At 71.5% G+C, this 13,758-nt stretch carries 14 protein-coding genes and 3 tRNA genes; 3 read left to right on the top strand and 14 right to left on the bottom strand.

Going from position 1 to position 13,758, the window contains the following annotated elements; genetic code table 11:
• Positions 1–33: 33 nt before the first annotated feature.
• The 3 genes from Van01_RS01610 to leuC all read right to left on the bottom strand — a co-directional run bounded on the left by Van01_RS01610 (position 34) and on the right by leuC (position 2,875).
• Entirely contained in the window at positions 34–654 is a 621-nt protein-coding gene (locus tag Van01_RS01610) for an HU family DNA-binding protein (RefSeq protein WP_203998272.1), read from the bottom strand.
• A 173-nt stretch (positions 655–827) separates the two neighbouring features.
• Positions 828–1,415 (bottom strand): 3-isopropylmalate dehydratase small subunit, encoded by a 588-nt coding sequence (gene leuD / locus Van01_RS01605; RefSeq protein WP_203998269.1) that lies wholly within the window; start codon positions 1,413–1,415, stop codon positions 828–830.
• 14 nt (positions 1,416–1,429) lie between these two features.
• Entirely contained in the window at positions 1,430–2,875 is a 1,446-nt protein-coding gene (gene leuC, locus Van01_RS01600; protein ID WP_203998266.1) for a 3-isopropylmalate dehydratase large subunit, read from the bottom strand.
• Positions 2,876–2,924: 49 nt separating this feature from the next.
• Here leuC and Van01_RS01595 point away from each other — a divergent pair, with 49 nt between their 5' ends.
• A complete protein-coding gene (locus tag Van01_RS01595; RefSeq protein WP_091084913.1) occupies positions 2,925–3,611 on the top strand; it encodes an IclR family transcriptional regulator in 687 nt (228 codons plus the stop codon).
• A 183-nt stretch (positions 3,612–3,794) separates the two neighbouring features.
• Here the strand turns inward: Van01_RS01595 and Van01_RS01590 are convergent.
• The 4 genes from Van01_RS01590 to Van01_RS01575 all read right to left on the bottom strand — a co-directional run bounded on the left by Van01_RS01590 (position 3,795) and on the right by Van01_RS01575 (position 5,303).
• Positions 3,795–3,870: transfer RNA gene (locus Van01_RS01590), tRNA-Glu, on the bottom strand.
• 239 nt (positions 3,871–4,109) lie between these two features.
• Positions 4,110–4,182 (bottom strand) — tRNA-Glu (locus tag Van01_RS01585).
• Between the two features lie 137 nt (positions 4,183–4,319).
• Positions 4,320–4,391: transfer RNA gene (locus tag Van01_RS01580), tRNA-Gln, on the bottom strand.
• 108 nt (positions 4,392–4,499) lie between these two features.
• Positions 4,500–5,303, bottom strand: a complete 804-nt coding sequence (locus Van01_RS01575) for a fumarylacetoacetate hydrolase family protein (RefSeq protein ID WP_203998263.1) — start codon at positions 5,301–5,303, stop codon at positions 4,500–4,502.
• Positions 5,304–5,436: 133 nt separating this feature from the next.
• Between Van01_RS01575 and Van01_RS01570 the strand changes: the two genes are divergently transcribed.
• The gene (locus tag Van01_RS01570; protein WP_203998260.1) at positions 5,437–6,747 is read left to right on the top strand and encodes a hypothetical protein; all 1,311 of its coding nucleotides are present in this window, start codon (positions 5,437–5,439) and stop codon (positions 6,745–6,747) included.
• A gap of 110 nt (positions 6,748–6,857) precedes the next feature.
• Positions 6,858–7,787, top strand: coding sequence for a 3-methyladenine DNA glycosylase (locus tag Van01_RS01565; protein ID WP_373306197.1), 930 nt, complete (start codon positions 6,858–6,860; stop codon positions 7,785–7,787).
• A 28-nt stretch (positions 7,788–7,815) separates the two neighbouring features.
• Here Van01_RS01565 and arfB read toward each other — a convergent pair whose 3' ends face one another.
• From arfB to Van01_RS01530, 7 genes are all read right to left on the bottom strand, one after another.
• Positions 7,816–8,241 (bottom strand): alternative ribosome rescue aminoacyl-tRNA hydrolase ArfB, encoded by a 426-nt coding sequence (gene arfB, locus Van01_RS01560; protein WP_203998257.1) that lies wholly within the window; start codon positions 8,239–8,241, stop codon positions 7,816–7,818.
• A 74-nt stretch (positions 8,242–8,315) separates the two neighbouring features.
• The gene (locus tag Van01_RS01555; protein ID WP_099847204.1) at positions 8,316–8,612 is read right to left on the bottom strand and encodes a hypothetical protein; all 297 of its coding nucleotides are present in this window, start codon (positions 8,610–8,612) and stop codon (positions 8,316–8,318) included.
• Between the two features lie 108 nt (positions 8,613–8,720).
• Positions 8,721–9,584 (bottom strand): S1C family serine protease, encoded by an 864-nt coding sequence (locus Van01_RS01550; RefSeq protein WP_203998255.1) that lies wholly within the window; start codon positions 9,582–9,584, stop codon positions 8,721–8,723.
• 62 nt (positions 9,585–9,646) lie between these two features.
• Positions 9,647–10,606: a VWA domain-containing protein gene (locus Van01_RS01545; protein WP_203998252.1), complete on the bottom strand. Its 960-nt coding sequence runs from the start codon at positions 10,604–10,606 to the stop codon at positions 9,647–9,649.
• Positions 10,603–11,601, bottom strand: a complete 999-nt coding sequence (locus tag Van01_RS01540; protein ID WP_203998924.1) for a DUF58 domain-containing protein — start codon at positions 11,599–11,601, stop codon at positions 10,603–10,605. Before Van01_RS01540 ends, Van01_RS01545 begins: the two co-directional genes overlap by 4 nt.
• Before the next feature lie 17 nt (positions 11,602–11,618).
• Positions 11,619–12,668: an AAA family ATPase gene (locus Van01_RS01535; protein WP_203998249.1), complete on the bottom strand. Its 1,050-nt coding sequence runs from the start codon at positions 12,666–12,668 to the stop codon at positions 11,619–11,621.
• A 190-nt stretch (positions 12,669–12,858) separates the two neighbouring features.
• The gene (locus Van01_RS01530) at positions 12,859–13,356 is read right to left on the bottom strand and encodes a hypothetical protein (protein ID WP_203998245.1); all 498 of its coding nucleotides are present in this window, start codon (positions 13,354–13,356) and stop codon (positions 12,859–12,861) included.
• Positions 13,357–13,758: the final 402 nt, after the last annotated feature.

Below are 13,758 nucleotides of genomic sequence, written 5' to 3'. Positions count from 1 at the left end.
CCGGTCGGCGGGCGCCCTCGTCGTACGGCCGGCTCAGCGCCGGGCCGCAGCCTTCCTGGCCGGCGCCTTCTTCGCCGGAGCCTTCTTGGCCGTCGCGGTCTTCCGGGCCGCCGTCGCCTTGGTCGCCGCGGCGGTCTTCTTCGCCGGGGCGGCCTTCTTCGTGGCGGTCTTCTTCGTGGCGGTCTTCTTCGCCGGAGCGGCCTTGGCTGTCGTCTTGGTCGCGGTGGTCTTCTTGGCCGCCGCGGTCTTGCTCGCCGTGGTCTTCTTGGCTGCGGTGCTCTTCGCCGCGGTCGTCTTCTTCGCCGCGGTCGCCTTGGCACCTGTGGTCTTGGCGGTGGCTCCGGCGGTCTTCTTCGCCGCAGCCGTGGCCTTCGGCACCTTGCCGCTGGCCACCATCTCCTTGAACCCGGCGCCGGGGCGGAACGTCGGCACCGAGGTCTTCTTGACCTTCACCGCCTCCCCCGTACGCGGGTTGCGGGCTGTTCGCGCGCCCCGTACACGCTTCTCGAACGCTCCGAAACCGGTGATCGCCACCTTCTCGCCCTTGGTAACCGCCGCCTGGACCTCAGCGAGGACCGCGTCGAGCGCGGCCGTCGCCGTTTTCCGGTCCCCCAGGCGAACGGCGAGCGCCTCGATGAGCTCGGCCTTGTTCACGACTTCCTCCTGATTGTGCAACTGACTCGACGCGAGCCATTCTGCGCGCACGGTATGCCCTGTGCTGGCGGGACACAAACATTCGGCGGAAAAAAGCCCTTGTGTCGTAACGGATTCGCCCCCACCGGTGGCACCGGTGGGGGCGAAATCGGCTGGAGATGGGGGCGATCGGGCTACGCGACCCGGGGCAGGAAGGCCGGTCGACCCGCCTCGAAGGCGCCGATCCGGTCCTCGTGCCGGAGGGTGAGTCCAATGTCGTCCAAGCCCTCCATCAGCCGCCAGCGGCTGAAGTCATCGAGCGGGAACGACCAGGTGGCGGCGCCGGCCCGCACCTCGCGCGCGGTCAGGTCGACGACGATCGGAGTAGTCGGATCCTCCTCGACCATGCTCCAGATTTCTTCGACGGCTTTCAATTCCAGCTCTACCGGAAGCAGCCCTTCCTTGAGTGCGTTCCCGCGGAAGATGTCACCGAAGCGCGGCGAGATCACCACTCGGAAGCCGTAGTCGCGCAACGCCCACACGGCGTGCTCCCGTGATGACCCGGTGCCGAACTCGGGGCCGGCCACAAGAATCGACGCTCCCGAATAATCTTGATCGTTGAGCACGAATCCCGGATCCTCGCGCCACGCACTGAACAGCCCGTCGGCGAATCCGGTACGGGTCACCCGCTTGAGGTACACGGCGGGGATGATCTGGTCGGTGTCCACGTCGGACCGACGCAGTGGCAGGGCGGTACCGGTGTGCACGGTGAACTTGTCCATCTGTCGCAGCCCTTCTACAGGTCGGCGGGAGCGGCCAGCCGGCCGACGACGGCGGTGGCGGCGGCCACTGGCGGGCTGACCAGGTGGGTACGCCCGCCCCGGCCCTGGCGGCCCTCGAAGTTCCGGTTGGAGGTCGAGGCGGCGCGCTGCCCCGGGGAGAGCGTGTCCGGGTTCATGCCCAGGCACATGGAGCAGCCGGCGAAGCGCCACTCGGCTCCGGCGTCGGTGAAGACCTTGTCCAGCCCCTCCGCCTCGGCGGCCTCGCGTACCGCTGCCGATCCGGGCACCACGAGCATGCGTACCCCTTCGGCCACCTGGTGGCCACGCAGCACGTCGGCGGCGGCCCGGAGGTCCTCCAGGCGCCCGTTGGTGCACGAACCGACGAAGACCACGTCCACGGAGAGGTCACGCAGCGCGGTGCCGGGGCTGAGATCCATGTAGGCCAGGGCCCGGCGGGCGGCGGCCCGCTCCGGCTCGGTGACGAACTCCTCCGGGTCCGGCACGGTCGAGGCCAGCGGTGCGCCCTGCCCGGGGTTGGTGCCCCAGGTGACGAACGGAGTGATCTCGGCGGCGTCCAGCGTCACCTCGGAGTCGAAGCTCGCACCCTCGTCGGTGGGCAGCGTCCGCCAGTACTCAAGCGCCGCGTCCCAGTCGGCGCCGCTGGGGGCGTTGGGACGCCCCTTCAGGTACGCGAAGGTGGTCTCGTCCGGCGCGATCATGCCGGCCTTGGCACCCCACTCGATCGACATGTTGGCGATCGTCATCCGCCCTTCCATGGACAGCGCCCGGATCGCCTCGCCCCGGTACTCGACGATGTGCCCGCGCCCACCGCCCGTGCCGACCTTGGCGATCAGGGCGAGCACCAGGTCCTTCGCGGTGACGCCGGGGCCGAGCCGGCCGTTGACGGTGACCGCCATCGTCTTCGGTCGGGCCTGCGGCAGCGTCTGGGTGGCCAGCACGTGTTCGACCTCACTGGTGCCGATGCCGAACGCCAGGGCGCCGAACGCGCCGTGGGTGGCCGTGTGCGAGTCGCCACAGACGATCGTCATGCCGGGCTGGGTGAGGCCGAGCTGCGGGCCGATGACGTGCACGATCCCCTGGTTCTCGTCGCCCAGCGGGTGCAGCTTCACACCGAACTCGGCGCAGTTGCGCCGCAGCGTCTCGATCTGGGTGCGGGAGGTGGGGTCGGCGATGGTGAGCAGGTCGCCACGGCGCTGCTGGAACGAGGGATCCGCGTACCCGGTCGGGGTGTTGTGATCCTCGGTCGCCAGCGTGAGGTCGGTACGCCGCACCCGGCGGCCGGCCATGCGCAGACCGTCGAACGCCTGCGGGCTGGTCACCTCGTGCAGCAGGTGCAGGTCGATGAAGAGCAGATCGGGCTCACCATCGGCGGACCGGACGACGTGTGCGTCCCAGACCTTCTCGGCCAGGGTCCTCGGCTCAGGAGTGACTCCCACCATCTGGACATCCTAAATTCTGGGAGGTAAATTTCGGCTTGTGGGACACAGTATGAGCGGTGTCGGCGTTCTCGACAAGGCGGTGGTCATCCTGGCCGCCTGCGTCGACGGCGCCAGCCTGGCCGAACTCGTTGAACGCACCAAGCTGCCCCGGGCCACCGCGCACCGGTTGGCGCAGGCGCTGGAGATCCACCGGATGCTGGTCCGGGACACCCAGGGTCGCTGGCGTCCCGGCCCACGCCTGGGTGAGCTGGCGAACGCGGCGCCGGATGTGCTGCTGACCGCGGCCGAGCCACTGCTGGCCGCCCTGCGGGACGCCACAGGTGAGAGCGCCCAGCTCTACCTGCGCCGGGCGGACGAACGGATCTGCGTGGCCGCCGCGGAACGCGCCAGCGGTCTGCGGGACACCGTCCCGGTGGGGTCCGTGCTGCCGATGGTGGCGGGATCGGCGGCACAGATCCTGCTCGCCTGGGAGCCGCCCGAGGCGGTGATGCCGCTGCTGCCCCGATCCAAGTTCACCGGCCGCACCCTCGCCGAGGTACGCCGCCGAGGCTGGGCGCAGAGCGTCGCCGAACGCGAAGCCGGTGTGGCGAGCGTCTCCGCGCCCATCCGCGACCGCACCGGCCGCGTGATCGCCGCCATCTCCATCTCCGGCCCCATCGAACGCCTCGGCCGCCGCCCCGGCGAACGCCACGCCATGGCCGTCGTCCGAGCCGGCCAACGACTCTCCGGCCTCTAACCCACCCCCGCCCCGTCCCGCCCCACCCCACCCCGTTGATCATGAACTCATTGCCACGACCCGCCGGGGTGGAGTGACAACAACTTCATGATCAACGGAGCTGGGCAGGTGGGTGGGGTGGGGCGGAACGGGGTGGGGAGATGGGGGAAGCCCGTCTCGGCGGGCGAGACGGGCTTCGGTGGGTGGTAGCCCCGACCGGATTCGAACCGGCGCTACCGCCTTGAGAGGGCGGCGTCCTGGGCCGCTAGACGACGGGGCCAGGTACTTTCCAGATTCACCAGCCCTTGTGGGCGGTGCGGCAGTAGTCTAGCGGCGCCGCCGCCGCGTGCCGCACAGGGGTGGCGGGTGGATGGCGCAGCCGGCGAGGCCACTGCGGGGAGTCGGCGCACGGGCCTGATCTCCACGACGGGCATCAGCGGTCTCGGGGGCGGGGCGGGCAGTTGGCCGGGAAAGCGAAACGGCCCGCTCCGCAGCAGCGGAACGAGCCGTGAACACCTGTAGCCCCGACCGGATTCGAACCGGCGCTACCGCCTTGAGAGGGCGGCGTCCTGGGCCGCTAGACGACGGGGCCAGAACACATCGCGGCACCACCTTCACGGTGGTGCCGCCGAACTCTACCAGACCTCGCGACCGAGGCTCCTCACGGCGCCTCGGTGCCGAACTCCACCAGAATCCAGCGGCCTCGATTCGTCACGAATCTCGGCTGCGCTGGGGTACCAGGACTCGAACCTAGACTAACTGAACCAGAATCAGTCGGGCTGCCAATTACCCCATACCCCATTGGCCCCTTGCGGCGCCGGGAACAAACTCTACCCTCCCGGCACCGACAGGCCAAATCGACTTCCCCAAACCACGCCTGAACTGCCAAAACGGCGAGCTGGCCGGCGGTCATGCCGCCGACACGACCGGGTTGGTCAGCTCACCGATCCCCTCGATCCGGACGCTCACCGTATCCCCGTCCGCGAGCGGGCTAACCCCCGCCGGGGTGCCGGTCAACACCACGTCACCGGGCAGCAGCGTCATCACGTGTGAGACGTACGACACAAGGGCCGGCGCGTCGAAGACCATGTCCCCGGTACGGCCCAGCTGCCGTACCTCCATCTCCTCCGGGTCGCGCCCAACCTCGCAGCGGATCTCGAGGTCGGTGACGTCCAGCCCGGTGGTGATCCACGGCCCGATCGGGCAGAACGAGTCGAACCCCTTGGCCCTGGTCCACTGGCTGTCGGAACGCTGCAGGTCCCGGGCGGTGACGTCGTTGGCACAGGTGTAGCCGAAGATGGCCCGTTCCGCCGCGGCCCGGTCCGCCCGACGGGCGCCGGGCGCGCCGATCACCACCGCCAACTCGGCCTCGTGCTCGACCTGTTTGCTGAACTCCGGCAGCCGGATCGCGTCCCGGGGGCCGATGACCGAGGTCGAGGGCTTCAGGAACAACAGCGGCTCCTTCGGCACCTCCGCACCGTGTTCAGCCGCGTGCTCGGCATAGTTGCGGCCGACGCAGACCACCTTGCTGGGCAGGATCGGTGAGAGCAGCCGGACATCGGACAGCGCCCAGCGGACTCCGCTGAACGTGATCTGGCCGAACGGGTGGCCGGAGATCTCGGCGATGGTGAGCCCCTGCGGGCCCGCCTCCGGCTCTCCCTCGACGACCCCGAACGACATTCCCTTGGCATGAGCGAAACGAGCGATACGCACAGGGCCAATGTAGTGCGGCCTGCGGGCGATCGCCGCAGCTTACCCGGGTTGGCCACCGCCGGGGCCGGATTCACCGCTTCGTACCCGCACGACGCGCGCCCGCCCCTAGCGTCGGCTGCGGAGGTTCGTTCGTATGCCTGCATCGACACGACACCACAAGGCCCTGGCGGCGATGGTGCACTGCATCGGTCTGCTGACCGCCCTGCCGGTGCTACCGGCGGCGACCGTCCCGGCCACGCCGACGGCCACCGCACCGGCCGCTCCGACGGCCGGGCGGCTCCAGCCGGCGGCGGCCACACCCGATCCCAGCATGCCGGCGGCACCCCCGGCGGTACCGACACCGACCCGGGTGGCCTCGCCGGCCGCCAGACCGAAGGTGAGCGTGCGGGTCGCGCCGGAGCAGAGCGTCGCGCCCCGGTACCGGATCGAGGTCCGTAACGCCGGCAGCACCCCGGTGGACACCACGGTCCGCCAGGAACTGCCCCAGGGCGTCTCGGTGACCACTGTCAGCGACGGCGGCCGGGTGGTACGCCCCGGCGGGTCGACGGCGACCGAGGTGACCTGGCGGTTGAAGCTGCCGCCGGAAAGCACCACCACCCTGGGCACCACGCTCACCACGGCCACCTCCCGGGAGCCGCTCACCGCACCGACGTGCGCCTTCGCCAGCGACGGTCGACAGCCGTACGACTGTGCGAGCGCCACCTGGACGGCACCCGGGACGGCGACCACCCAGTCGCAGGAGTCCACGGGCTGGCGTCGCCAGGCCCCGGCGCTCCTGGCCGCCGGAGTCGCGCTGCTGGTGCTGGGTCTGGTGGGCCTGCTCACCTGGCGACACCGCCGCCGGCCGGTGGCCGCAGCGCTGGCCTCGGACGGTCCGGGCACGATCTATCCACGCCCGGCCACTCCCCGGCCGCCGGCCCGACGCCGCAAGCCGCCGGTCTGGGTCGTGGTGCCGGTGGCCGCGACCGTGCTGGCCGGCACGGTGGGCGCCGCCGCGTGGTCGGCCACCCGTCGGGTCGCCGCGATCGACACGGACAGCCAGCCGACAAGTGGCGCCTGGAAGGGCACCGGGGTCAGCGGGGTACTGGGGATGCCGCTGCGCGAGGACGCATTCGAGTTCACCGTCTACCGGATGACCTGCGAACCGGGCCGGGGCGCGCGGCAGTGCCAGGCGACCGTCGGGGTACGCAACCTCACCCGGGAGCACCAGAGCTGGCACGGCAAGCTGCAACGGGCGTACCTGGCCAACGGCAACTGGGTCACCACCGACGAGTCGGCCACCCGAAGGGTGAACCAGGGACGGGACGTGTTCGCCGACCCGGTTGCCGCCGGCAGCCGCGTGGTGCTGCCGTTGGTCTTCACGATCAACGGACGGGAAGCGCCGCAGCGGCTGGAACTGCGCAGCGGCGTCTTCTCCGCTGGCGTACGGGTCGACGTGCCCTGACAGCGCGGCGGGGCGGCGGTCGTACCCTTGGGGCCGTGACCGCCGTCCCCGTTTCCGCCACCTCCGCCGTCGTCGGTGGGAGCGGGTACGCCTCGCGCGCCGGGTGGGCGGTGACCAGCCTTCCCGCAGCCACCTGGCGGCCCCTGCTGGCCGGCCACGAACAGCGAGCCGACTCGCTGACCGAGGGCCACCGGGCCCGCCGGGCCACCGGGGAACGCCATGCCATCGACGACTTTCTGTACGACTACTACGGCACCCGACCGTCGGTGCTGCGGCGGTGGCATCCCGGTGTCGGTGTCCGCCTGGAAGCCGGGCCGGACGGTCCGGCACCGCACCACTCGTGGCGCTGGTACGCGACCGACCCGGACGGGGCGGTACGCCTCGACGTCGACGCGTTCCGCGCCGACCGGGAGGATTCGGTGCGCTTCATCCACCGGCTGCTGACCGCGATCGCCTCCCGACCAGCCTTCACCGGCTGCTTCGGCCTGCACGAGTGGGCGATGGTGTACCGCCAGCGTGAGCACCGTCATCCGCTGCCCCTTCGACTCGGCCAGCGGGGCACCGACGCGGTGGTCGAGTCGCACCAGATCCGGTGCTCGCACTTTGACGCGTACCGGTTCTTCACCCCCGAGGCGGTCGGCCGCAACCAGCTCCGGCCGACGCGGGCCAGTCAGGTGGATCTCGACCAGCCGGGCTGCCTGCACGCCTCGATGGACTGCCACAAGTGGGCCACCAAGCTGGGCCCGGCCGTCCCCGGTGACCTGGCGCTTGACTGCTTCGAGCTGGCCGGGGACATCCGGCTGCTCGACATGCGCGCGTCGCCGTACGACTTCTCCTCGTACGGCGAGGCGGCGGTGGCGATCGAGACCCCGGAGGGCAAGGCCGAGTACGTGGCACGGCAACGCGAGTTCGCAGTGCGGGCCGGCCGGTTGCGGGCCCGGCTGGCAGAGGTCTGCTCGGCCCTGCTGGACCGGACCGAAGCGACGGACCGGGCCGAAGCGACGGACCGGGCCGGGCCGGCGGCGCGAGCCGAGGCGTGACCCGGGCGACGCCAGGCACGGCGGCCGACTACTCGCCGTCAACCCGACGGTCGCGCTTGCGCTGCCCGCGACGCTTCTTCTCGGCCAGCCGCCGCTCCTTGGCCGCCCGGGACGGGCGGGTCGGCCGGCGGGGCGGCGGTGGCGGGGCGACCGCCTCGCGGAGCAACGACACCAGGCGTTCCCGGGCGGCTTCACGGTTGGCCAGCTGCGCCCGGTGTTCGCTGGCCGCGATCGTCAGTACGCCGTCGACAAGCCGTCCGGCGAGCCGGTCCAGCGCCCGGGTGCGTAGCGACTCGGGGATGCTCGGTGAGCCGGCCAGGTCGAAGCTCAGCTCGACCCGCGAGTCGGCGGTGTTGACCCCCTGCCCGCCCGGCCCGGACGACCTGGAGAAACGCTCCCGCAGCTCAGCGGCGGGAAGCATCCACCTGTCGGTCACCCGCAGTCCGTCGTCCACGCCCTGAGGCTAGCGTGGGGCTCCGGAGCCGCTCGCGCCAACGCCGCGCGCCCGGTCAGCCCGGCGCTCCGGGTTCAGCGGGTGGGGCGCTCGTCCGCGCTGCTGCTCGGCGTCGGCGCGGCCGGAGCCGGCTCGTCACCGCCACCGGCGGCGGCGTAGGCGACCGCGCCGATCAGGAGCAGGGCGATGACACCGACCTTCGTGGTGACCACCTTGATCAGCATCCAGGCGGCGCGACGCGCTCCGGGAACCGTCTTCTTGGCCGCCTGGTAGTCGTTCCAGCCCCGCCGGGCGCGCGCGTACGACGACCCGACGCCACTTCCGATGATGAGGCCCACCAGCAGGAGGACCGCGATGAGAGGACGCTCCACCCACGCCAGTATCCATACCGAGCGTCATATTTCCATTTTCCGATCATCGAGCGCGGGAATCCGACAGTTGCCCCGATGCCCCCGTAATCGGACAGTAGCTCTGGGTAATCAGCCGCCCTTACCGATGATCGTGTCGGCGGTCTGTTGCACCTGCTCGATCGGGATGGCGAAGCCGATGCCGATCGAGCCGTTGCCGTCGATCGTCGCGATCGCGGTGTTCACCCCGACCACCTCGCCACGCGCGTTGACAAGTGGTCCACCCGAGTTGCCGGGGTTGATCGAGGCATCGGTCTGCACCGCCCGGTGCCGGTTGTCGCCGAGGCGCACCTGGCGGTCCAGCGCGCTGACGATGCCGGCGGTCACCGTGCCGGGCAGCCCCAGTGGCGATCCGACGGCCAGTACCGGCTCACCCACCCGGGTCGCACCCGGCTTGGCCAGCGGCAACGACGTCAGGCCGGCCGACGACGGCACCTTGAGCACGGCCAGGTCACTGTCCGGCTCCCGACCCACCACCTCCGCCGCGAACCGCCGGCCGTCCGGCAGTTCCACGGTCACCGGTCCACCACGGCCCTTGGCGATGATGTGGTCGTTCGTGATGATGTGCTGCTCCGAGTCGACAGCGAAGCCGGAACCGCTCGCCGAGCCGCCAGCGCCACCGCCCACCAGCACCGTCACCACGCCGGGCACGGTCTTCTCGGCGGCCGTCACCAACTCCGCCGGCACCGGGGCCGCGGACGCGGCGGCCGGACCCGTCACGCCGTCCCGACCGGCCACCCAACCGCCGGCCAGCGCTCCAGAGCCGGCGGAGATCGCCACCATCGCCAGCCCGGCCAGCAGCCGGCGACGCCAGCCGCCCAGCAACCGGTCCCGTTCCTGTGCCGCCGCGTCCGCTCCGCCCCGCCCGTCCGGGTCGAGGTCGGGCGAGACGAACCAGGGTCCGCGCGGCTCGCCCAGTCCGGTCTGCACTGCCATACGTACGCTCCTCACGTGCGCGGCCGGCGACGGCCGCTGTCGCGGGTCGGGCCCGTCGGGAATCAGGGCAGGCGGGAGAACCAGCGCATCGAGCCGACCGCCGCGCCCATCGCGAAGACCAACCCGAGTCCGATGAACCGGGCCGAGACGTCCTGCCGCATCGTGCGCCACCCCACCGAGCTGCCGATGTCGTCGTAGACGGCCCGCAGTTCGGCGCTCGTGCCGGCCTCGTGGAAGCCGCCCCCCGTCTCCTCGGCCACGGCCCGCAGCGTCTCCCCGTCCACCGGCACCTGGATCGGCCGGCCGCCCCGGTCGACGAAGCCGCTCGGCGTGCCGAACGAGATGCTGTGCACCGGCACGTCGAAGGCCACCGCCTCGGCGGCGGCCTCCATCGGATCCATGCCCGAGGTGTTCGCGCCGTCGGAGAGCAGGATGATCCGGGCCGGCGGTGGCTCGGTCGCGGCCTGGTCGTCGAGGGCCTTCACCGCGCCCAACGAGGTGCTGATCGCCTCACCGATCGCGGTGCCCTGCACGCCCGTCGCCCCCTCGGCCAGCCGTTCGATCCCGTCGTGCAGCGCCTCCCGGTCGGTGCCCGGTGGCACCAGCACCGCCGCGCTGCCGGCGAACGCCACGAGTCCCACGTTGAACTCGTCGGGCAGCCCGTCGGCGAACCGCCGGGCGGCGCTCTTGGCCGCGCTGAGCCGGTCCGGCTCGACGTCACCGGCGAGCATCGAGGTGGAGACGTCCACCGCCACCATCACCGTGGCGCGTTCCCGGGGCACCCGGACCTCGGCGGTGGGACGGGCGAAGCCGACCACGAGCAGGGCGAGCATCGCCAGGAAGAGACCGGCCGGCAGGTGCCGGCGCCAGGTCGGACGTCGGGGTGCCACCCGGTCGAGCAGCCGCAGATTGGTGAATCGCACCGCGTACCGACTGCGGCGCCGGTGCGCCACCAGATAGGCCAGGGCCAGGGCGACCACGCCGAGCAGGAGCCAGAGCCGGACGGGTGACTGCCAGATCACGCCGCACCGCCCCGACGCGACGCGGCGGCAGCGGTGGCCAGCCGACGTTGGGCGTGCACGTGTCGCACGATGTCCACTGTCCAGTCCCGGTCGGTACGCAGCGCCAGATGGGTCGCGCCGGACCGGCGCAGGGCCTGCCGGACCTGGTCGCGTTGGGCAGTGGCCGCCGCCGCGTAGCGCTCGCGCAGGTGGCGGTCACCGGTCCAGACCTCGCGGTGTTCGCCGGTCTCCGGGTCGACGAGGGTGATCAGGCCGACGTCCGGCAGCTCCAGCTCGCGGGGGTCGGTGACCTCGACCGCGAGCACCTGATGGCGTGCCGAGAGCTGGCGCAGGGGACGCTCCCACCCGGCCGGTAGCCGTGCCTCGTCGGGCAGTCCGTCCAGGAAGTCGGAGACCACCACCACCAAACCACGCCGGTGAGCCACCCGGCGCACCTCGGCCAGCGCGTCGGCCAGCCCGGCGGCGGGCGCCGGCCCCGCCGTGGTGTCGTGGTGCTCGCCGCACCGGGGCGCGGCCAGCAACGCGCGGAGCAACCCCAGCAGGTGGGTACGCCCAGCCCGGGCGGGCACCCGGTGCAGCCCGTACGGCGTGAGCACCTGCGCGCCGAGCCGGTTGCCCGGCCCCGCGGTGAGGAAGCCGACGGTGGCGACCGCGGCCACCGCCAGTTCCCGCTTGTCCAGCTCCGCGGTGCCGTACTCCATGCTGGGGCTGGCGTCGACGAGCAGCCAGGTGGTCAACTCCCGGTCGGCGTCCACCTCCCGTACGTGCGGCACCGCGGTACGGGCCGTCACCGACCAGTCCATCCGGCGCACCTCGTCCTCACCCGGTCGGTACTCGCGGCTGCCCGCCGGTTCGCTGCCGGGACCGGGCAGCAGTCCGTGCCGCTCGCCGTGCAGCAGGCCGTCGAGACGGCGGGTCACCGTCAGTTCCAGCCGCCGTAGTCGTTGGTCGGGCGTCAGGTCGGCGAGCACCGGGTCCGCCGCCACCGGCGGCATGGGGCTCCGGCGGGCCATCAGGCGACTGCCAGGTCGGTCACGTACTCCGGCCGGGCGGCGGCCACCTGTGGCGGCGGGACCGCCTCGACCAGCCGATGGACGACCCACTCGGGGCTCACCCCGTCGGCCACCGCGTCGAAGGAGAGCACCAGCCGGTGGGCCAGCACGTCCACGGCGAGTTCCCGGACGTCGTCGGGCAGCACGTAGCCCCGTCCCCGGAGCAGGGCCTGGGCGCGGGCGGCCGAGACCAGGCCGAGCGTGGCGCGCGGGCTGGCACCGTAGGCGAGCAGTCCGGCCATCTCCGGCAGCCCGAACCGGCCCGGATCACGGGTGGCGAGGATGAGCCGGACCACGTATTCGGCGATGGCGTGGTGGACGAAGACCTGTCGGGTCTGATGTTGGAACTCCCGCAGCCGCTCCGGGTCGAGCACCCGGTGGGCCCGGGGGCGGTCGGCACTCATCCGGTAGAGGATGGCCAGCTCGTCGGCACCGTCCGGGTAGTCGACCACGATCCGCATCAGGAAGCGGTCCCGCTGCGCCTCGGGCAGCTGGTAGACCCCTTCCGACTCGATGGGGTTCTGGGTTGCCAGCACCAGGAACGGCTCCGGCACCGGGTGGCTGCGCCCGCCGATCGACACCTGGCGCTCGGCCATCGCCTCCAGCAGCGCCGACTGCACCTTCGCCGGCGCCCGGTTGATCTCGTCCGCCAGCACCAGGTTCGCCATCACCGGGCCCAACTCGACGTCGAAGCTCTCCTTCGAGGCCCGGTAGATCCGGGTTCCGACGATGTCGGAGGGTACGAGGTCCGGGGTGAACTGGATGCGGGAGAAGCTGCCACCGACCACCGTCGCGAGGGTCTGCGCGGCGAGGGTCTTGGCCACCCCGGGTACGCCCTCCAGCAGGCAATGCCCGTCGGCGAGCAGTGCGACCAGGAGGCGTTCGACGAGCCGATCCTGCCCGACGATCACGCGTTTGACCTCGAAGAGCGCCTGGTCCAACTCAGCCGCGGTCGCGTCCGGATCGGCCGGGTGGGGCAGGCTGGCCATGGTGTCCGAGATGTCCGTCACGGTGCTTGCTTCCCGAGGCGAGCGGCGGACAAACGTCGGAATTTCCGGCCCTAGGGTGCCCAGACCACGCGATCGGCGTCGTTACCGGACACCGGTTCCGGGCCAGCGGGCAGAACGGCCTGCTGTCGACGCCACACGGACACGACACCGGCCTCCGTCGGCTGACGGAGGCCGGTGACAAGTGGACGGATCAGCGGTGCACGAGCAGGTAGAACGGCAGGTCGGCGGGGACGCCGGCGGAGTCGCGGGTCTGGACGAAGACCGCGTTCGGGGTCAGCAGTCGCCGCGCTACCGAGATCTCGCCGGCCGGCGGGATGCAGCACGAGTCCGGTCGGCCGATCGTCGCCACGTAGATGCCGCTCGTGACGTTGGTGCCGAACTGCACCTCGTACTCCCCGACGCCGTACTTGATGACGATGCCGGCGCCGCGGGCCTTTGTGCCGTTGGCGTTGACAGCCGTGGCGTAGAAGCCGGCGACCGCCTGGGTGCTCACCCCGTCGCCCTTGGCGAGGGCGGCCTTCGCGCTGTTCAGCGAGGCCGTGGTGACGGCCGGCTGCTGGGCGGTGCGGGCAGTGGGCTGGGCGGACTCGACTGTCGGCTTCGCCGCGGCGATTCCGCCGCCGGCCAGTGCCAGCGCCAGTGCCGCGATTGCCACCGCAGCCGTCTTACGTCGGAATAATCTGGTCATGACGGGTCTCCCTTGTCCGGGCGTCGAAATACGGCCGACCCGCGGCGCACGGGGCGGTTTTTGCCTTTTTCGAGTCGGGCGGCAATGAGCGCTAATCGCCTGCACACCCCGTCCGGGAGCACACCCCGCAGACGTATCCCGCTCGCCGACTGTCATGTGCCCTGAGCTGGGGATCCTTTGACTTGGACACAGCCCTCTGAGCAGCTGAAACGTAGCACCGAAAAATGCCGGGGGTCAATAGTGCGAATGTCGTCGGCGAGTTGTCGGATCAACGCCAGCAACCGCGAAAGTGAAGCCGTGAACAATTCGCGAAATTGATTCCGGAAGCCGGCGTCCCGCAATTACGGAGCGACCGCGCCGACCCACGCCCGGTCAGCGTGTCCCGACACCACGTGGCGCCCG

The organism is Micromonospora andamanensis, assembly GCF_016863495.1.
Lineage (GTDB): Bacteria > Actinomycetota > Actinomycetes > Mycobacteriales > Micromonosporaceae > Micromonospora > Micromonospora andamanensis.
Note: the sequence above shows the minus strand (reverse complement) of the source record. Positions and strands in the feature narration are given on the sequence as shown.